At 43.2% G+C, this 18,536-nt stretch carries 18 protein-coding genes; 9 read left to right on the top strand and 9 right to left on the bottom strand.

The genetic code is table 11. The features are described from left to right. Positions 1-53 precede the first annotated feature (53 nt). Together IEE84_RS08935 and IEE84_RS08930 are read left to right on the top strand one after the other, a co-directional pair. Complete coding sequence (locus tag IEE84_RS08935) at positions 54-1,106, top strand: pyridoxal phosphate-dependent aminotransferase (RefSeq protein ID WP_224737731.1); 1,053 nt, start codon at positions 54-56, stop codon at positions 1,104-1,106. Positions 1,107-1,396: 290 nt separating this feature from the next. Continuing rightward, positions 1,397-1,774, top strand: a complete 378-nt coding sequence (locus tag IEE84_RS08930) for a hypothetical protein (protein ID WP_057760896.1) — start codon at positions 1,397-1,399, stop codon at positions 1,772-1,774. A gap of 98 nt (positions 1,775-1,872) precedes the next feature. On the opposite strand, the gene IEE84_RS08925 is transcribed toward IEE84_RS08930, so the two are convergent. Further along, positions 1,873-2,262 (bottom strand): hypothetical protein, encoded by a 390-nt coding sequence (locus tag IEE84_RS08925; RefSeq protein ID WP_102092901.1) that lies wholly within the window; start codon positions 2,260-2,262, stop codon positions 1,873-1,875. A 184-nt stretch (positions 2,263-2,446) separates the two neighbouring features. After that, a complete protein-coding gene (locus tag IEE84_RS08920; protein ID WP_057760892.1) occupies positions 2,447-2,962 on the bottom strand; it encodes a hypothetical protein in 516 nt (171 codons plus the stop codon). Positions 2,963-3,279: 317 nt separating this feature from the next. On the opposite strand from IEE84_RS08920, the gene recJ reads away from it, so the two are divergent. After that, positions 3,280-5,148 carry a single-stranded-DNA-specific exonuclease RecJ gene (gene recJ / locus IEE84_RS08915; protein WP_191113918.1) on the top strand — a complete coding sequence of 623 codons (1,869 nt, stop codon included), beginning with the start codon at positions 3,280-3,282 and terminating at the stop codon, positions 5,146-5,148. 82 nt (positions 5,149-5,230) lie between these two features. Here recJ and IEE84_RS08910 read toward each other — a convergent pair whose 3' ends face one another. From IEE84_RS08910 to IEE84_RS08885, 6 genes are all read right to left on the bottom strand, one after another. Beyond that, on the bottom strand, positions 5,231-5,896 hold the full coding sequence (locus IEE84_RS08910; RefSeq protein ID WP_057760888.1) for a trimeric intracellular cation channel family protein: 666 nt from the start codon (positions 5,894-5,896) through the stop codon (positions 5,231-5,233). Positions 5,897-5,967: 71 nt separating this feature from the next. After that, the gene (locus IEE84_RS08905; protein ID WP_191113917.1) at positions 5,968-6,603 is read right to left on the bottom strand and encodes a trimeric intracellular cation channel family protein; all 636 of its coding nucleotides are present in this window, start codon (positions 6,601-6,603) and stop codon (positions 5,968-5,970) included. Between the two features lie 100 nt (positions 6,604-6,703). Next, the gene (locus tag IEE84_RS08900) at positions 6,704-7,867 is read right to left on the bottom strand and encodes a multidrug resistance efflux transporter family protein (protein WP_191113916.1); all 1,164 of its coding nucleotides are present in this window, start codon (positions 7,865-7,867) and stop codon (positions 6,704-6,706) included. A gap of 61 nt (positions 7,868-7,928) precedes the next feature. Further along, on the bottom strand, positions 7,929-8,660 hold the full coding sequence (gene queE / locus IEE84_RS08895; protein ID WP_191113915.1) for a 7-carboxy-7-deazaguanine synthase QueE: 732 nt from the start codon (positions 8,658-8,660) through the stop codon (positions 7,929-7,931). A gap of 225 nt (positions 8,661-8,885) precedes the next feature. Further along, a complete protein-coding gene (gene dapD / locus IEE84_RS08890) occupies positions 8,886-9,707 on the bottom strand; it encodes a 2,3,4,5-tetrahydropyridine-2,6-dicarboxylate N-succinyltransferase (protein ID WP_057760881.1) in 822 nt (273 codons plus the stop codon). 224 nt (positions 9,708-9,931) lie between these two features. Further along, a complete protein-coding gene (locus tag IEE84_RS08885) occupies positions 9,932-10,888 on the bottom strand; it encodes an alpha/beta fold hydrolase (RefSeq protein ID WP_057760879.1) in 957 nt (318 codons plus the stop codon). Positions 10,889-11,265: 377 nt separating this feature from the next. Here IEE84_RS08885 and IEE84_RS08880 point away from each other — a divergent pair, with 377 nt between their 5' ends. The 6 genes from IEE84_RS08880 to IEE84_RS08855 all read left to right on the top strand — a co-directional run bounded on the left by IEE84_RS08880 (position 11,266) and on the right by IEE84_RS08855 (position 17,285). After that, a complete protein-coding gene (locus tag IEE84_RS08880; RefSeq protein WP_191113914.1) occupies positions 11,266-12,447 on the top strand; it encodes an FAD-dependent oxidoreductase in 1,182 nt (393 codons plus the stop codon). A 231-nt stretch (positions 12,448-12,678) separates the two neighbouring features. Further along, positions 12,679-13,671 carry an arsenosugar biosynthesis radical SAM (seleno)protein ArsS gene (gene arsS, locus IEE84_RS08875; RefSeq protein ID WP_191113913.1) on the top strand — a complete coding sequence of 331 codons (993 nt, stop codon included), beginning with the start codon at positions 12,679-12,681 and terminating at the stop codon, positions 13,669-13,671. A gap of 136 nt (positions 13,672-13,807) precedes the next feature. Then, the gene (locus IEE84_RS08870; protein WP_191113912.1) at positions 13,808-14,629 is read left to right on the top strand and encodes a DUF547 domain-containing protein; all 822 of its coding nucleotides are present in this window, start codon (positions 13,808-13,810) and stop codon (positions 14,627-14,629) included. 45 nt (positions 14,630-14,674) lie between these two features. Next, entirely contained in the window at positions 14,675-15,379 is a 705-nt protein-coding gene (locus IEE84_RS08865; RefSeq protein WP_224737729.1) for a TIGR04283 family arsenosugar biosynthesis glycosyltransferase, read from the top strand. A gap of 84 nt (positions 15,380-15,463) precedes the next feature. Beyond that, the gene (locus tag IEE84_RS08860; RefSeq protein WP_191113910.1) at positions 15,464-16,126 is read left to right on the top strand and encodes a TIGR04282 family arsenosugar biosynthesis glycosyltransferase; all 663 of its coding nucleotides are present in this window, start codon (positions 15,464-15,466) and stop codon (positions 16,124-16,126) included. Between the two features lie 115 nt (positions 16,127-16,241). Further along, entirely contained in the window at positions 16,242-17,285 is a 1,044-nt protein-coding gene (locus tag IEE84_RS08855) for a methyltransferase domain-containing protein (protein ID WP_191113909.1), read from the top strand. 161 nt (positions 17,286-17,446) lie between these two features. Here IEE84_RS08855 and mtnP read toward each other — a convergent pair whose 3' ends face one another. Next, a complete protein-coding gene (mtnP, locus tag IEE84_RS08850) occupies positions 17,447-18,340 on the bottom strand; it encodes an S-methyl-5'-thioadenosine phosphorylase (protein ID WP_191113908.1) in 894 nt (297 codons plus the stop codon). Between the last annotated feature and the right edge of the window lie 196 nt (positions 18,341-18,536).

Raw genomic sequence — 18,536 nt, 5'->3', positions numbered from 1 at the left:
ATCAACACAGACTAAATTTTTGGAATGGACATAATCTAGGCGTATTATTCACTGTGCTTACCAATAACTTAATAGAATTAAACTCTAACGAAAACTCACTCGGCATGTCAGATGCTGCCAAACAAGCGGTTATCGACTCTCTAGACATCGGCTTTCGTTATCCTGATGACCAACGTGCAGCGCTGATTACCAAAGTCGCTGAGATAAACGGTGTGACAGAGAGCCAAATCTCACTGGGTAGTGGCTCTAGTGAAAACATTCGTACTGTCGTCCAAATGCTACAAAATCAAGCATTAGTAGCAGGCGAAAAATTCCAAGTTATCGTGCCACATCCAACCTTTGCCTATGCTGAGTTGTATGCGACATCTATCGATGTGCCTGTGGTAAAAGTACCACTGACCACTGAAAACTACGCCTTTGACTTGCAAAGCATGCAAAAAGTGGCTGATGGCTTTGACGGTATTAGCTTGTTTTATCTGTGCAATCCAAACAACCCAACGTCGACTATTACTGACACAGTAAAGCTCAAAGAATGGGTAGGGCATGCACCAAGTAACCATTACTTTTTATTAGATGAAGCTTATTCGGAGTATGTGACTGATCCAAGTTTTGAGAGTGGTGTGACATGGATACGAGAGGAGTACTCTGAAAATATCGTTGTGGTGCGTACCTTTTCAAAACTATGCGCACTCGCGGGCATGCGTGTTGGCTATGCAGTTGCTAGCCCGCAAATGATAGCTAGATTAGAAGCATTTATCTCGATTGATAATACCAACTTGGCAGGTGCTGTAGCTGCGTTAGCGACTCTCGATGATGAAGATTTTTTGGCATTGAGCTTACGTACAGCCAATCAATCGCGCCAGATGGTTGAGCAAACATTAGATGAGCTTGGCTTACGCTACTTGCCATCACAAGCCAGTTTTATATTTCATGAGATACAAGGCGATGTGCAAACCTATATCGATAGAATGCGTGAGCATGGTATTGCTGTTGGGCGTGAGTTTGCGCCAATCACTGGCTTTAATCGATTAACACTTGGCAGACCTGATGAGATGGCAGTATTTGTAGAGGTACTCAAATCGTTTCGTGAGAAGGGCTGGGTCTAACTCAGTTAGTTAATGCAGTTCGATAATAAAAAAGGGAAGTTGCTTATTGGTCGCTTCCTTTTTTGTTGTGTTTATTTCGGTTGTTGGAACTGTATTGAAACCAAAGTTAAGCGCACATTTTTACCAACATCAAACGCAGTTTTACATATCGCACCTTAAATAATCTAACACTATCTTATAGGATAACGGAGTAAAGCATGACCCGTTAATCACACAGATGAATACTGGGTAACAGTCACAGTGCTTGGCATGCTCACGTATCTTATAATTATAAAGTTAGGGATGTACCTATGTTTGATATCAAATCATTTTTTAAACGAGAAGTAGAGAAAAAGCTTATCAATGTAGATGACTATATTTTTATGCCAGAACGCGTAGAGATGGAAATTGAAGGTGGTCTATTAAATTGTGTGTTGAATAGTGATGGTCGCGTAGATATTTTTTATAGTAAAGACGGTGTCACTGAGGTGGGTTCAGCGTCACGCAAGCACCCATTTACAGCATTTGAGAAAGAGCTATATCATGGTATTTATGATGATGTGATTAATGATTTAATTAAGGAAGTAGATAAAATTATTGATAGCACCTCGAAGTATTTCCGTCGTAGCCAATCATTACCTTTTACGGCCTCTATAACTTCTCAACCATCTGATACAAATAAATTTTAGGCTGATTAATTGAACCAATATATTAGCAATAAAAAGGGTGCGTTATGTATAACGCACCCTTTTTATTATTTTTTATTCTAATGAATAACTTAATTATTCTATTGAACAAAGCTTGTATAGCAGCTCTGTAGAGACTTAGCGACGACTTGTGCAACTAACTGAGTACGGTACTGAGAGTCAATCGCGGCATTGCCCAACTCAACAATGGTGACTTGCTGCGGTGCTTGCTCACTGACACAGCCACAAACATTGGTTTTAACAGATTCTTGCTGCGCTTCTGTCATGGCGACGCTTGCAACACGCCACGCGTTTTGTTTTTCAATTTGGCTACGGCATTGATTATCGATTGCTGCTTTGAAGACATTCATGCCGATCTCATTTGCGGTACCGATTGCTGTACCTGTACCGTTGTTTGTAGCACCTGTTGTGGTACATCCCGCCAAGGCAAAAGTCGCTAGCATCATCGTTGAAGCCAAGATTTTTTTCATAAGTTAGTCCTTTAAGGTGTCTGTCATAAATAAAGCTGTATATTATCAGTAAAACCTAGCAATGACATCATTAACCACTAGCGCATGTTATTTTAAAACTCTATAACCTGTATGTATTAACCACAAAAAAGCCAGCTAAGTAATCACTTAACTGGCTTGATATAGACTAAGCTATTCGGCTTATTTATACGTTTTTGCCGTGTTCTTTTTGCTGAATATCTTTTGCCAATTTATAGCATTCATTGATATGGTCATTGGCAATTTTCTTAAAAATGGTATAGCCCATCGTTGCAGCAACCAATTGGCCGCCAAGTGGAATAAACTTGGTCACTTGTTTGGCAGCGATACGACCACCGAAACCTTGGATAGTTTTTTTGACGATACCACGTGTTGCCATTAGACCAGCGAAATCTACGGTACGGTCTTTTACTGCGCTCCAATGCACTTCGCGTGATTCCAAGTTAATGGCTGATTGACGGTCTTCAATGAGACCAAAACGCTCACTAATCTCTGGAATCAGTTGCGTCAACATCCCCGCATCAACTGCCACATCAAAAAATGGTACTGGCACAACCGCTACACCAGCAGAAACTCTAGCGCGTCTTTTTACCATTCCTTGACATTCTTTTTTAACTTTATCAAGGTCTAGGTTAGGGTCGATAGTATTCGGAAGTTTTTCAGCAAGTGGCGTGGTTTTCATAAAGTGTCCTTATAAATAATTAAAATATAAATGATAAAAAGTTCAATAAACAACAAATTTTTCAGTTGCTTACTATTTTATGGATTTATGCGTGGCTTACAATCATTGCTTTGTAGCAAAATGAATGAAATTACTCACACTGTGCACCTTTTTTGTAAGTGACTAAACGAAGGTAGTTTGTATAAGCTATAAATATGGCAGTCTCAATTATCACTAATGTATGGACATTATTCATCAGGTTGCACAATGCCTAATGATATACAGAGGTAGTATAAATTGTCATTGTGAGCCTCTACTAAAGCCAGTAGAATACCCTCATGCTAAATTTAACCCCCCGTTATACCAGCACTCGCGTCGACGAGTTGCCCGCCGCGCTGCAACCATTTGCCGCTCAATCATTCACGCTTGCCCGTCTGTATGCAGGGCGAGGTATCACTGCGCCTGATGAGCTGGAGACTAGCCTATCAGGTCTATTGCCTGCTGAGGCACTGCACGGTGTCACTGAAGCCGTGCGCTTATTAGATGTGGCCATTGATGAGCGTCAGCGTATCTTGATCGTTGGTGACTTTGACTGTGATGGTGCCACCAGTACAGCCTTAATGATGCGTGCGCTCACAAAGATGGGTGCGGTCGTTGATTTCCTAGTGCCAGATCGTTTTAAGTACGGTTATGGCCTGACGCCAGAGATTGTCGAGTTAGGTATTGAGACTTTTCAGCCAGACATGATAGTGACGGTTGATAATGGCATCTCAAGTCATGAAGGGGTGGCACGCGCCCAAGCTGATGGCATCACGGTGATTATCACTGACCATCATCTCACGACCAAAGAGACGCCACCTGCGGAAGCAGTGGTCAATCCAAATCAGCTAGGTTGTGACTTTGCTAGCAAAGCATTGGTAGGAGTTGGAGTCGCATTTTATGTGCTCGGACGCTTAGCAAAGCTACGCCGCGAAGCTGGCAAGTCTACGGTACAGGTTAGCCAATATTTGGATTTGGTCGCACTTGGGACGATTGCAGATGTTGGGGTACTGGATAAAAACAACCGTATCTTGGTACATCACGGCTTATCAGCTATTCGTCAAGGCCGCTGCTGTATGGGGATATTGGCATTGCTTGAGCAAGCGGGCCGTGATCCCAAACAGCTTCATGCTCAGGATTTTGGTTTTGTATTAGGGCCACGTATTAATGCAGCTGGGCGTATGGATAATATGCGCATCGGTATCGAGTGCTTATTGACTGAAGACTGGAGCACTGCACAACGTTTGGCACAAGAGCTTGAGCAGTTGAACCGTACGCGTCGTCATGTAGAGGGCGAGATGCGTGCGCAAGCTGATAGTATCGTACAAGCATTGGCTAATGAAGATAATAGCGATGAGAGTGTGAGTGGTGATAGCGACAACAATGCGAGTAACGATGACATAATTACTCAAGCGCTTATTACTCAGAATGTGGCTACTCAAGCTGTCTCTACTTCTAAAGCCAGCAATGCTGGCGCTCGTAGTATTATTCTGTACCAAGATGACTGGCATCAAGGAGTCATTGGCATTGTCGCTGGTCGCCTAAAAGAAAGCCATTATTTACCCAGTATCGTTTTTGCACCAGCAGATACTGAACAAACAGATGAAGATAGTGCTATTAAAGGTTCTGCGCGTTCTATCGCTGGCGTACATATTCGTGATGCGATTGAACAAGTTGCTGAGCGTTATCCAGACTTAATCAGTCACTTCGGTGGGCACGCGATGGCGGCAGGTTTAACCCTCAAGCGCCGCAACTTTGAGGCATTTGTCACAGCTTTTAATGAAGTGATGGCTCAGATGGATGATGAGGTATTTGCAGAGCAAAAATTCACCGATGGACCTTTGCAAGCGAGTGACTTTAGCTTATGGTTTGCTGAACATTTAGCCGATGCCAGTATCTGGGGTCATGGATTTGCGCCACCGATATTTGATGGTGTGTTTGAGGTACTGAGCTTCAAGATTTTAAAAGACAAACATCTTAAGTTATCACTACGCTATCCAGACGTTCAATATCCGATAGAGGCAATTTTCTTTAACTTCGATAATGAGGCGTGGGATTACCGTGCTAAGCAAGTCCATTTGTTATTTCAGCTAGACATCAATGAATGGAATGGCAAACAAAGCTTACAGTTGATGGTCAAAGATTTGGCTGTGGTAGAGCAAGGGTAAAGCGACAATGTCAAACCGATAATACTAAACGCGCTCAGAGATGGGTGCGTTGGTATTTTTGAAATGAAGACACGCCCTAGTATCAGTATTTCCACTCTAGTGTGGGGAACTGCCAATCGTAACGAATAGCAAGCATACGCAAAGTAAAAATCGTACTCATCGTAGAGATGTCAGCTACCCAATCTGTCACGCCTAAGTTCTTTAGAGCAAAATACAGCACACCACCCGTCAACGCTGCCGTGATATAAATCTCTTGCTGCAGTACCAATGGAATCTCATTGCAAATCATATCGCGAATGATGCCACCAACCACGATGGTAATCACACCTAATAATAGCGCTACAGGTACATTGGCGCCCATACTATCAGCAACTTTGATACCGATCAGCGTAAATGCTGACAGACCAATAGTGTCGGAAAGTTTGAGGAACTTATCCACTCGTCTTGAATTTGGATGAAAAAATATCTGCATCGCTAGTGATGAAATCGTAATAAGGGTCAGATAGCTCATATCTACCATCCAAAATAACGGATGGCGATCCAGAATGACATCACGTACCGTGCCGCCGCCGATAGCAGTGACGATAGACACGAGCAGACAGCCGAAGACATCGAAGTTTTTGTGCTTGGCAAGTATCGTGCCTGAGACGCTACAGGCGATGATGCCAATCATATCAAAGAAATATATCAAAGAGCGCGGGTCAAAAGTAGTGATCAGTACGGTAGGGTCCAATACGATAGCCAACATGGGCAGTTCTCACTATTTTCAATTATTGTCAGTCAAACAAAGGCTATCTAAGTAGAGTTTTGCTCAATTGATCAATCCACGAGTCGAATAGAAGGCAGGTGCCAGTCGAATCTGAGCGCGAGCATACGTACCGCAAAGATGACAAACAGCATAATAAATTCGTTGAGACTGGCGCCCACTCCGAAATACTGTAAGCATAAATAGGTCACAGACCCTGCGATACTGGCAGTAATATAAATCTCACGCTGTAGTACCAGCGGAATCTCATTACAAATGATATCACGTAGCAAACCACCAATGATGGCAGTCCAGACACCCATCATAATAGCAATAAGGGGAGACATGTCTAGGGTTAAGGCCACCTTAAAACCAATGACACTAAAAGCGGCTAACCCAATGGCATCAAAGAGCTTTAACGCATTATCAATCTTATGATAAAGGTGAAAGAATATTTGTAAGATAAGAGAGGTCACTGTGATAACGATCACGTAATTAAGATCAGTCATCCAAAATAGAGGATGACGGTCTAGAGCCATATCACGCAATGTACCACCGCCGATGGCATTGACCATCGCCACCAAGATACACCCAGCAATATCGAAGCCTTTATGCTGCGCAAGCAAGGTCCCTGCAATCGCGCAGGCAACAATGCCAACCATGTCCAATAAATATAATAGAATATCAGGAAAAATCACAGCATTACCCATGGTTATAGTGCCAAATCGAGATCATCAAAGTGATAGGTGTTTTTTAAGCGGTTATTCAATGCATGACTGTGGAGAAATGGGCGTAGTGCTATAGCGCCATTTAGCCATCTTTTGCAAAAAATATCAGCCCTACAATAATCAGCCCTATACCGACCAGTCCCATCGCCGAAGGTATAGCGTTATCTAACAATACTATACCCCCAATCAAAGCAAAGATAACTTCACTGGCTTGGGTTGAGTCAACGCCTGCAACCTCGCTTGAAGTAACAGCTTGCTCGCGCGCATACAGAAATATAGTGGTCGCTGCCACGCCTGCCAATAGAGCAACGAGCAACGTATTGATTATTTGTGAGGGGTGGGGCTGGTCAGGGCGCACTATAATGCCCAAAAACAGCCAAAATGGCAAACACCCAAGAGTCATTAGCCACACTTTGTTAAAGGCATTTTGCAGTAGCGTGGTTTCGATAGAAGGAATGCGAGCAATTAAGTTTTGTAGGGATGAGGTTGCCGCAGCGTTGTCACTTTGAAGTACGCTATCAATATCGGTAGCATCATATGTCGTAGTTGGCAAATCATAAGCTTCGGATATGAGCGGTTCACTCTGATCGTTAATATCAATACCAATACCAACACTAGTGCTAGCTCGTTGAGCGTTCAACTCTGCGGCTTTCTGTAGTTCAGTATTGCGCTTGCGAGCATTATGAGAGGCCTGCCAAACCAGCTGGTTACCAATTGGGTAGCTAAAAGCGGCGATAAGAGCGGGTAGCGCACCGTAGAGCAGCATGTCAGGCATGGGGACGGTGTCGGTTATAGAAGCAGCATGCAGACCTTCACTGATATTGACGAGTGCCACACCGATAAAGACAATGACAGCATATACGATGAATTTTTTATCAAAACGTTGACCAAATGCCAATAATACAAGCAAACTGGCGACGACGGTAAACATAAAGGTAGCCGCTACTACCCATCCCGCAACATGATCTGCGGCATAGCAAATACCGGTATAAAACAGTCCAAACCCAATACTGCCAGTAATGCACCAGAAGCCCCAATGCTGAAGAAAAATCCTCATTAGCGCTTTAATACGACCAAAGCCATGTTGCATAGTAACAACGGTGGTGATAATCAACAGCATGAAGACATAGCGTAGACTCGCTGACCAAAACCAATGTCCGCCTGCGCTACTCATAAGCTCATTTAAGATAAATGTCGAGCTAAAAAACGCACCTGCTAACAAGCCCAATAAAATGAGTTTGATCATACCGCTACCTTATCCATGGCACTCTACGTGTTCACACTTTTTGTTTGTTACTTTCTGATAGTTACTTGCCTTTGGCATCTGCCCAAATGATCTTATGCAATTGCAGCTGAAAACGAACTGGTAAGGCATCAGCCAACATCCATTCTGCCAGCTCTCGCGCCAATACAGGTACCTCGGGGCTGAGCTGTTCATCGATATCATCTGCGACGTTAAACATCGGAGAGAACCACACCGTGCCGACCAGTTCGTTTAGCTTATACTCGGTAAATTTAGCTTTTGCCCAGTCGTAATCTGTACGATTCATAATGACAAACTTGATTTGATCATGCTGAGTGAGATAGTCGAGGTTTGACCATAGATTTTTATCGACTTCGCCTGAGCTTGGCGTTTTGAGATCCATTACCTTACTGACTGCTGCTGGCACGTTTTCTACCGTGAGCGCGCCTGCAGTCTCAAGGGATATCTCATACCCATCGCTCAGCAAACGTTTCATCAGTTCAATGGCATTTGGCTGTGCTAACGGCTCACCGCCCGTCAGACAGATACGCTTGCACGGATAACCTTTGATAGTTTCTATGATGGTTTCTAATGATTGACGTTCGCCGCCAGTAAAAGCATATTCAGTATCACAATAGACGCAGCGCAGTGGACAGCCCGTTAGACGCACAAATATCGTCGGCAAGCCTGAGGTGATCGCCTCACCTTGTAAGGAATAAAAAATCTCAGTCAGACGTAACCCTGCTTCAGGGTCAGTGACAGGGATAGCGGCGGTGCGTAATGATGATTCACTCATAATATTTCAAATACAGTTAAAGATCGATAAGGCGATGAAGCGCTTATCAATCGTAATAAAAAGGCAGGGGATGGTACGAATGATTTTGTGTTTGTATAAAGACAAACTAAAAGAGGATTATAACGTAACACGCTATATTAAGCTGCAAAAAAGATGCTGGAGTCATCCTCCAGCATCTTCATATAAAACAACATTATTCAATAAACAACGGTACTTGCCAAATATTTAGGCTAGGCGTAATAGCTCGTTTACTGATGTTTTTGCACGAGTTTGCGCATCAACTTTTTTCACGATGATAGCAGCGTACAAGCTGTGCGTGCCATCTTCTGACGGTAAGCTACCTGGTACAACAACAGAACCTGCTGGTACACGGCCACGATGAATCTCGCCAGTCTCGCGATCATAGATGCGCGTTGATTGACCGATATAGACACCCATAGAGATGACCGCGCCTTCTTCAACGATAACGCCTTCAACGATTTCAGAACGTGCACCGATGAAGCAGTTGTCTTCGATGATAGTAGGGTTTGCTTGCAATGGCTCTAATACGCCGCCGATGCCAACGCCGCCTGACAGATGCACGTTTTTACCGATTTGAGCACATGAACCAACAGTCGCCCATGTATCAACCATCGCGCCTTGATCGACATAGGCGCCGATGTTGACGTATGACGGCATCAATACTGCGCCTGCTGCGATGAATGAACCTCTACGAGCGACAGCTGGTGGTACAACGCGTACGCCTGCTTCTTTAAACTGTGCTTCTGTCCAGTTAGCAAACTTAGTCGGTACTTTGTCATAGAACTGTACATGTTCGCCAGCAGCTTGGACATAGTTGTCGTTTAGGCGGAAAGACAATAATACGGCTTTTTTGGCCCACTGATTGACAACCCATTCGCCATCTTTCTTTTCTGCTACGCGCAGGCTACCGTTATCTAGTTGCTCAAGTACTTGGTTGATAGCATCGCGCACGTCTTGTGGCATATTGGCTGGGCTGTATTCGTTGCGATTTTCAAATGCTTGTTCGATGGTTTGTTGTAATGACATAAAGGTTCCTAAAATGAATGAAAGGGAGGTGGATCTCAATGTTATGGTTAAAGACTTATATGACCCAGCCTAAAGAAAATTCAAGGGGTGGCTTGGTCCAAAAACTTGCTTGCCGTATTGTCGCTAATTTGACCACTTTTAGCAAACGCGTTGAGGGTCTTATTATGACAATATTGAATGAGTCGTTTTCAGGTACTCCCTCAAAACAACTCATTTGTCATAATTTAATCGTCTGTCGTGTTGGTCTCTATCCACTCTAAAATATCTTGATACACAGTCTGTTTATCCTTTTCGTGCAGCACTTCATGACGCATATTAGGATACAGCTGAATATCGACATGACTGAAATGACGCTTGTCCAGACGCGTGACAACCCTACGTATACCGCGACCCATTTCACCAATCGGATCATCTTCACCGCTAATAAACAGCATCGGGAAGTTTTTGGCAATAGTAGTAGCCCAGTTTTTATTCAGTCCAGTATCCATGAGCGTAAACAATGTCATAAAGCCATTATTGGTAAAGTCAAAACCAGTCTTAGGATCGGCTTCATAGGCTTCAATGTTTGCGGTATTTTCACTGAGCCACGCAAACTGTGAGGACGAATTACGATCAGGTAGTTGGCTGTTAAGGACTTTGTTCATCACCTTGGCGAAAACTGTATTCGGTTGTCTTGGGGCTACTCTGGCCAGTAGCTTGTTAATAGGTAATAAAACCTTAGCCAGTGGGTTGGCGTCTGCGGAACCCATTAGAATGGCGCCTGTGAAATTATGCGCATGATGTTTAAGTACATTGCGCACGATAAATGAGCCCATCGAGTGACCCATCACAAAATGTGGGACGTCTGGATGACGGTCTTTTAGGCTATCGGCCATCACAATCACGTCTTTCAAAAGTGACTGTACCGGATGCTCTTCACCAAAAAACCCAAGATCGGCCTCAGTCTTGATAGTCTGTCCATGACCCAAATGGTCATAAGTCGCCACAGCGATACCATTGTCTGCCAAAAACTGTGCAAAATCGCTATAGCGACCGCTGTGTTCTGCCATGCCATGCACAATCAGTAAAGTCGCGCTAATCTCGACGTCTTTGCTACTTGGTTCAAAAAAATCATGGTGCAAGTAGTGAATATTGTCAGAAGACAAAATGTGATCGTTACTGGTATCGATGTTGGTACTCATGTAATGTTCCTTGATTACTTATAATTTTCATTAAGGGTTTTGACGATGTTTCTCAAATAATGGGTCAAGCAGAGCAATTTATCATGCGGCTCTTATAATGTCCTATTGTACTGGGCGATGATAAATAATTTCATCTTATTTTATGATTTTAATTCAGTTATACAAAGTATCGCTTTAACAATAACGGTTAAAGGAGTGACTATCGCTGAATATGTATAAGCCACATGAGCCACATAAGTCATTTACGCTCTTACTGTTTGCCCGCAACAGACTGGTCTTATTTATATGATACTTTTAAATGAGTTTTTAAAGTCATTTATATCAATCAACATTCGATCAAACATTAACAGCAACTAACCGCCTTGATAAAATCATCTATGACAAAATTTTCACCGAAAAAGACATTATTATTGGCAGGCGCAGGTCATGCTCACATTGGTATGTTACGCCGACTTAGCGCAGCGCGTTTAAAAGATGCCGATACGATAGATGCGGATATTCACTTAATTAGTGAGCAACCGCAAACTATTTATTCTGGCATGTTACCGGGATGGATGGCAGGGCATTATCAGCTGCATGATATTAGTATCGATATCAAATCGCTTTGTGTGCGGGCAGGCGTGCGCTTTATTCAGCAGTCGCTTGTACAAGTAAACGCAGCGTCAAACAAGGTGGTTACGACTGGCGATAAACAAACGGATTTTGATTACGATGTGTTGTCTTTAAATACTGGGGCAGATACAGACATGCGTTGGCTACGTGACCATAAAGACCAGAATGACTATAGAAGCGATAGTGATGATAGAGATGCTAATACTGACGTGATTGCCATACGACCGTTATCAACATTTATCACCCAATGGCAGCGGATTTTGAAGGATGCCCAGTCATCTGAAAAGTATCAATTAGCTATTATTGGGGCAGGTGCAGCGGCCATAGAGTTGGTCATGGCAGCCCAAGTCGCGCTACGGAACATCAATCGTAATCATCAGGTGACATTAGTATGCGGTGAGAATCTATTGTCAGGGTTTAATTCGAGCTTTCGACAGCGGGTTATTAAGCAGTTACATCGTCATGACATTACGATAATTCGAGAACGAGCGACCGATTATCGTGATGGTAAATTATCGACCACTCATAAATCATTGCCCATAAATGCTGTCATCGCTGCGACTGGTGTCATAGGCTCGGCATGGACAGCTTCTACGGATTTGGAAATCGAAGGTGATGGGTTTATCGCGGTAAACGATAAGCAACAGAGTGTCTCTCATCCTAACGTGTTTGCCGTTGGTGATGTAGCGACACGAGTCGATAAGTATGTGGCGCACTCAGGGGTTCACTCAGTACATGGCGGTGCTGTCGAAGCTGATAATTTAATGGCCTATCTGAAAGAGAGCGTAATGAAGAGTTATCAGCCAAAATCACGTACGCTATATCTGCTATCTTGCGGTGATAAATACGCCATTGGTAGTTGGGGTAATGTAAACCTACAAGGCCGCTGGGTATGGCATCTCAAGAAGTATATCGATAAGCGATTCATCGAAGCTGATAAGGACTAACCAAGGATAATGCTCATTTGGAATAAACCATAAAATCCATATGATTAGTTGTCAATGCTTATTGATAATCAGGTATGATTGATTAGATAAACCGTAAAGTGAGCAATCAGGTTTTACGTTGTAAATCTTAAAAATAAACAGTAAAAGCAATGCGCTATCTGTGTTTTCTAATCTTTAATATCACGTTGCTATCCTTTTTTAGTTGTACCGCTAACAGGATTTTAGACCACCATGAGATTAACTATCGAGCTACTTGAGCATACTGATTTTCCAGCGATAAAACGACGTCAATTGACGATATTACAAGTCAATATGGGCTACTTATGCAATATGTCCTGCGTGCACTGTCATGTGGCTGCAAGCCCTTATCGTACTGAAATGATGTCACGTGAGTTGGTTGAGCTGATACCAGAGGTATTACAAGCACAAAACATCGATACGCTTGATTTGACGGGCGGTGCGCCTGAAATGCATGAGGATTTTAAGTATTTGGTCACGGCCGCTCGGGCATTAGGTATTAAAGTAATAGACCGTTGTAATCTGACTATCCTTATGGAAGAGGGTTATGAGGATATGGCGCAGTTTTTAGCAGACAACCAAGTTGAAGTAGTGGCGTCTTTGCCTTGTTATTCTTTAGAAAACGTGGATAAACAGCGCGGTAAAGGCGCGTTTGACGACAGTATATTGGGATTGCAAAAGCTCAACAGCTTGGGGTATGGCAAGTCTAATTCTGATTTAACATTAAACTTGGTCTTCAATCCGCAAGGTGCGACGCTACCGCCCAATCAACAACAGCTTGAAGCCGACTATAAGCGGGAGCTAAAAGCGCACTTTGATATCGAGTTTAATCATCTGTTTGCCCTAACCAATATGCCGATTCAGCGTTTTGGGGCGGTGCTATTGGCAAAAGACCAGTTCCACCCGTATATGGATTTGCTCAAAGCTAATTATATGGCTGCTAATTTGACCGAGGTCATGTGCCGTTCGACCATTAGTGTCAACTGGTTGGGTGAGCTGTTTGATTGTGATTTCAATCAGCAGTTAGAGATACCTGTCCCCAACAAGTCACGGCGACACCTAAGTGATTTGTTAACGCAAAATCCGTCCGGTGATGACATTGCCATTGCTGACCACTGCTATGGCTGTACAGCAGGACAGGGCAGTAGTTGTGGCGGCGCGTTAGAAGAAGAGACGGTAGAGCCAGTGCTAGTAGACACGCCTTAGCCGTTCTAATGTAAGTGCTTTTAATATAAGCACTTTAAACATAGATGCTTTAAGCCTAAGTACTTTAAACATAGGTGCTTTTAGCATACATAAAAAATTTAAGTAAAAAACAATCAGTGTAAACGGAGTAAGTCCTATGTCAGTATTTAACTTTTCAGCGAAGACGTTTTTCGCCCAACCAGTGATTGCCACGACTATTTTATTAGCAAGCGTGGCTGCTCATGCTGACTTCAACCATCAGAGCTGGGATAGCTTATTAAATAAGCATGTAACTATGACCAACGGTGGCAAAGCTTCAGTGGTCAATTATGCTGGCATGAAAGCAGATCAAAGTAAGTTGACAAACTATCTGGAAGCGACAAGCAAGGTATCTCAATCAGAGTTCAATCGTTGGAGTAAAAACGAGCAGTTGGCATTTTTAATCAACGTTTATAACGCTGGTACGGTTGATTTGGTATTGACGAAATATCCAAACGTTAAATCTATCAAAGATATCGGCGGACTGTTTGGGTCACCATGGAAGCAAGAGTTTGTTTCGCTACTCGGTAAGACGCGCTCACTTGATGATATCGAGCACAATCTGATTCGTGGTTCTAAACGTTACAACGATCCGCGCATTCACTTTGCGGTCAATTGTGCCAGTATTGGTTGCCCTGCATTGCAAGATGATGCCTTTACTGGCAAGCGTTTAGACAGTCAACTAGAGCAGGCAACCTCTAAGTTTTTAGCAGACAGTAGCCGTAACAGTCTCAAAGGCGATACGCTAAGAGTGTCACCAATTTTTAAATGGTATAAAGAAGATTTTGCAACCAACTGGCGCGGCACAAAAGATTTAGCAGGGTTTCTAGGTCGTTATAGCTCGTCATTAGGATTGAGTAAAGCTCAGACAGCGAATCTCAAACAAGGCAAGATAAAAATAAGCTATACCGACTACAACTGGAATTTGAATAAAAAATAAGCCAGTTTTTAATCTTACTTGCTGATTAACGTGACGGTATATTCATTGAACCTATCAATTATTGTTCCATTATTAAATGAAGCGGACAACTTGCCTGAGCTTATGGCTCATATTGTCCATCTCGATCCAGCACCGCAGCAAGTGATATTGGTCGATGGTGGTTCAGTGGATGGTTCGGTTGCTATCGCCGACAGTGTGCTCAAAAGTATAGAGACTGCTCAATCAGCTATTGATTGGCATATTATCGAATCTACCGTAGGACGTGCACAGCAAATGAATGCGGGCACTATGTTGGCAACAGGTGACGTTCTGCTATTTTTACATGCTGATACCGAGCTGCCAGTTGACGCGATAGATAACGTTCAGCAGGCAATAGCTCAGTACGATTGGGGACGTTTTGATGTCCGTTTAGATAGTCGTGAGCCATTGTTAAAAATCGTCGGATTAATGATAAATCAACGCTCGCGCTTAATGGGTATAGCCACTGGCGATCAAGCAATATTTATCAAAAAGTCTGTGTTCGAGCAGATTGGTGGCTATCCTGATCAGCCATTGATGGAAGATATCGAACTATGTAAGCGGCTCAAGCGTATTGCTCGACCGGCTTGTCTAAAAACTAAAGTCACGACCTCAGCGCGGCGTTGGCAGCAGCATGGTACATGGCGGACTATTTTCTTGATGTGGCATTTGCGCTTTGATTATTGGCGCGGTATATCGCCTAATGTTTTAAAGCAACGCTACTATAATTAGTGAAGCTGTTTGGTTTATAAATATGATAGACAAAAGAAGAAAGAGTTCGTCTTTGTACATTTGACCAATTGAGAGGCCGTTATAGTGACAGCTGATTTATCTGCAAGACAGCAAGATACCTGCATCCTTCTGTTTGCAAAGTATCCAGCGCCCAATAAGGCAAAAACCCGTTTGCAGCCAGCGCTAGGAGTAGATGGCGCTGCACGTATGGCAAGGCAACTATTATTGCACAGTATTGAGCAGGCCGTTGATACGGGCTTTGCCGTTGAGTTATGTGTGAGTCCAGCACCAACAGATCCATGTTGGCAGGCGCTTGATTTGCCTGAATCGTTGCGTTGGTCTACGCAGGCCAATGGTGATTTGGGTTTGCGTATGTTGATAGCCAGTCAGCAAGCATTGCAACGTTTTAAAAAGGTTGTCTTAATTGGTGCGGACTGTCCTAGTCTTACGACAGCACGTATTCAGACAGCGGTACAGCAGCTAAATCAACACGATACGGTTATGATTCCAGCAGCTGATGGTGGTTATGTGTTGTTAGGGTTTAGAGAGATTGATGACAGCCTGTTTTCGGACATTGTTTGGAGTACACCTAGTGTTGCTGCTGTCACTAAGCAGCGCATGGCAGCACTAGACTGGACACTTACACTATTTGACCCTTTACATGATATTGATGAGCCTAAAGATCTAGTGCATTTACCGTCAAGCTGGCTAGATTCCCAACTCAATATCAGAGTCGATAACGACTGATAGCTGATTATGGATAATTGATAACTAGGTCAATAAATTCACTAACGTAGTTGTATATTCTAAAATGATTTACTGAGATTTTTAACCGGATGGTACATTTAATAAGGATATTGTTATGCATGACGTCGTGCAAAATTACTATGGAAAAGAGTTACAGAGTACCGATGATTTAAAGACTTCGGCTTGTTGTGATATCAGCAATATGCCTGAGTGGCTCAAGCCATTACTCGCAAATATTCACGATGAAGTATTGAATCGCTATTACGGCTGTGGTCTGGTGTGTCCAGCACTGCTTGAAGGCTGCCGAATTTTAGACTTGGGTAGTGGCTCAGGCCGAGATGTCTATGCACTAGCACAATTGGTTGGTGAGAGTGGGCACGTAGTCGGTGTTGATATGACCGATGAGCAGCTAGCCGTGGCCAGACAGCATCAAGCCTACCATGTCGATAAGTTCGGCTATGACAATGTGACATTTTTGCACGGCTATATCGAGAAACTAGATGAACTAGACCTTGAGGCTAATAGCTTCGATATTATCGTCTCAAACTGCGTTATCAATCTATCACCAGATAAAGCCGCGGTTATGGCCAGTGTGCAGCGTTTACTGAAACCTGGTGGGGAGTTTTATTTTTCTGACGTCTATGCCGATCGCCGTATCCCGCAACACTTAACCGATGACCCAGTCTTATATGGTGAATGTTTGAGCGGCGCATTGTATTGGAAGGACTTTACCCGTTTGTCACGAGATGCAGGATTCTTAGACGTACGTTTGGTTGAAGATCGCCCACTTGAGATTACAGATCCCGCTTTGGCAGCTAAAATTGGTGATATTCAGTTTTTCTCTGCGACTTACCGTTTGTTTAAGATAGCGTCGCTTGAGGATGCTTGCGAAGATCACGGACAAGCGGTGATATATAAAGGAACTATCGAGCAGTCCCCGCATCGGTTTGATTTAGATAAACATCATGCTATCGAAGTTGGTCGGGTATTTCCAGTATGTGGCAATACATTTAGAATGCTACAAGAATCACGCTTTGCGCCGCACTTTGAGTTTATCGGTGATGAAAGTCGCCACTACGGTATTTTTGCAGGTTGCGGTGAATTAATGCCATTTAATCAACCTATGATGCTGGCATCTGGTGCAGGTGGTTGTTGCTAACATTAAAGTAATGTATTTAGCATAAATTTAAATATACATGCTCAATTATAAAAAAGGCCATTATTTTAGATAATGGCCTTTTTTGATTCAATGGGAAACAGCACGATTAAAATTAGACCGATTAGCAGTAGTCAGTCCAAAATGGAGAGTACGTATTAAGATTACGTTAGCAAGGCGGCCAGTCTAATCTTGGTATGCTCGTCCATCGCATCTATAGGTGTGACCAATGCTTGCGCGAGGGCATTGTGGGCGATTGAGTCAGGCAGTTCAGCGGCAATTAAAGCAACGGCTTCTTTAATCACTTTTTGAGCATTGTCCGCATTTTTCATTAGGTTCTGTATAGCATAGTCGGCACTGACGGCTTCTTCCGTTGGATGCCAACAGTCGAAGTCTGTCACCAGAGCTAACGTGGCATAAGCAATACTGGCTTCACGTGCCAATTTGGCTTCTGGCATATTGGTCATGCCAATAATATCTGCCTGCATCTGACGATACCATTCTGACTCTGCCCGAGTTGAGAATTGAGGCCCTTCGATACAGACATAAGTTGCCTTAAAATGACTGCTACCTTCTACAATATTTGCTTGGTCATAAGCGCGCGTCAAGATGTCTGCTAGGACAGGGCATAGTGGGTCTGCCATCGACACATGAGCGACGGCACCTTCGCCAAAGAAAGTACTCGCTCGCTGCTTAGTCATATCAATCATTTGATCTGGAATGACCATGTCTAATGGCTTAAGATGCGCTTGCAATGAGCCAACTGCTGATACGGATATAATATAGCGTACCTCAAGCGTTTTTAGCGCATAGATATTGGCTCGATAAGGCACTTCAGACGGGGTTAGTCTGTGGCCCTGACCATGCCGTGTTAGAAATGCAACTGTCACTCCCTCAAGCTCACCTAAGACAATATCATCAGATGGACTGCCATAAGGCGTCTGTATTGTCACACTGCGTTTGTTGGTCAGCGATGACATTTGGTAGAGACCGCTGCCACCGATGATAGCAATATCAGCAGATAACGTTGCCAGTACTTCCGTGTGAGGTATTGTCATAAGGACTATCCGAGTAGATTAATAAAAGAGAGACACAGACTAGTGCCATGTAACATCCTGAACCAAAAATAGCTCAGATAAAATATAGCAGAACTTTTGCCCTTATAGTTATAAATCGAGATAGTTATAAGTCGAGAATTCTCATTAATTTGCTATATCTAAAAATTCCTAAGAAATAATGCGATATGGCGATATT

The sequence above is a fragment of the Psychrobacter sp. 28M-43 genome, from assembly GCF_014770435.1.
Lineage (GTDB): Bacteria > Pseudomonadota > Gammaproteobacteria > Pseudomonadales > Moraxellaceae > Psychrobacter.
The sequence above is the reverse complement of the archived record's forward strand: the minus strand, read 5'-3'. Positions and strand labels throughout refer to the sequence as shown.

What these genes read in the sequence shown, in the direction of transcription:
- dapD (WP_057760881.1), bottom strand. Translation starts at nt 9,707, where the DNA reads ATGTCATTACAACAAACCATCGAACAAGCATTTGAAAATCGCAACGAA.
- recJ (WP_191113918.1), top strand. Translation starts at nt 3,280, where the DNA reads ATGCTAAATTTAACCCCCCGTTATACCAGCACTCGCGTCGACGAGTTG.
- IEE84_RS08870 (WP_191113912.1), top strand. Translation starts at nt 13,808, where the DNA reads ATGTCAGTATTTAACTTTTCAGCGAAGACGTTTTTCGCCCAACCAGTG.
- IEE84_RS08900 (WP_191113916.1), bottom strand. Translation starts at nt 7,867, where the DNA reads ATGATCAAACTCATTTTATTGGGCTTGTTAGCAGGTGCGTTTTTTAGC.
- IEE84_RS08880 (WP_191113914.1), top strand. Translation starts at nt 11,266, where the DNA reads ATGACAAAATTTTCACCGAAAAAGACATTATTATTGGCAGGCGCAGGT.
- mtnP (WP_191113908.1), bottom strand. Translation starts at nt 18,340, where the DNA reads ATGACAATACCTCACACGGAAGTACTGGCAACGTTATCTGCTGATATT.
- IEE84_RS08885 (WP_057760879.1), bottom strand. Translation starts at nt 10,888, where the DNA reads ATGAGTACCAACATCGATACCAGTAACGATCACATTTTGTCTTCTGAC.
- IEE84_RS08910 (WP_057760888.1), bottom strand. Translation starts at nt 5,896, where the DNA reads ATGTTGGCTATCGTATTGGACCCTACCGTACTGATCACTACTTTTGAC.
- IEE84_RS08925 (WP_102092901.1), bottom strand. Translation starts at nt 2,262, where the DNA reads ATGAAAAAAATCTTGGCTTCAACGATGATGCTAGCGACTTTTGCCTTG.
- queE (WP_191113915.1), bottom strand. Translation starts at nt 8,660, where the DNA reads ATGAGTGAATCATCATTACGCACCGCCGCTATCCCTGTCACTGACCCT.
- IEE84_RS08905 (WP_191113917.1), bottom strand. Translation starts at nt 6,603, where the DNA reads ATGGGTAATGCTGTGATTTTTCCTGATATTCTATTATATTTATTGGAC.
- arsS (WP_191113913.1), top strand. Translation starts at nt 12,679, where the DNA reads ATGAGATTAACTATCGAGCTACTTGAGCATACTGATTTTCCAGCGATA.
- IEE84_RS08930 (WP_057760896.1), top strand. Translation starts at nt 1,397, where the DNA reads ATGTTTGATATCAAATCATTTTTTAAACGAGAAGTAGAGAAAAAGCTT.
- IEE84_RS08920 (WP_057760892.1), bottom strand. Translation starts at nt 2,962, where the DNA reads ATGAAAACCACGCCACTTGCTGAAAAACTTCCGAATACTATCGACCCT.
- IEE84_RS08855 (WP_191113909.1), top strand. Translation starts at nt 16,242, where the DNA reads ATGCATGACGTCGTGCAAAATTACTATGGAAAAGAGTTACAGAGTACC.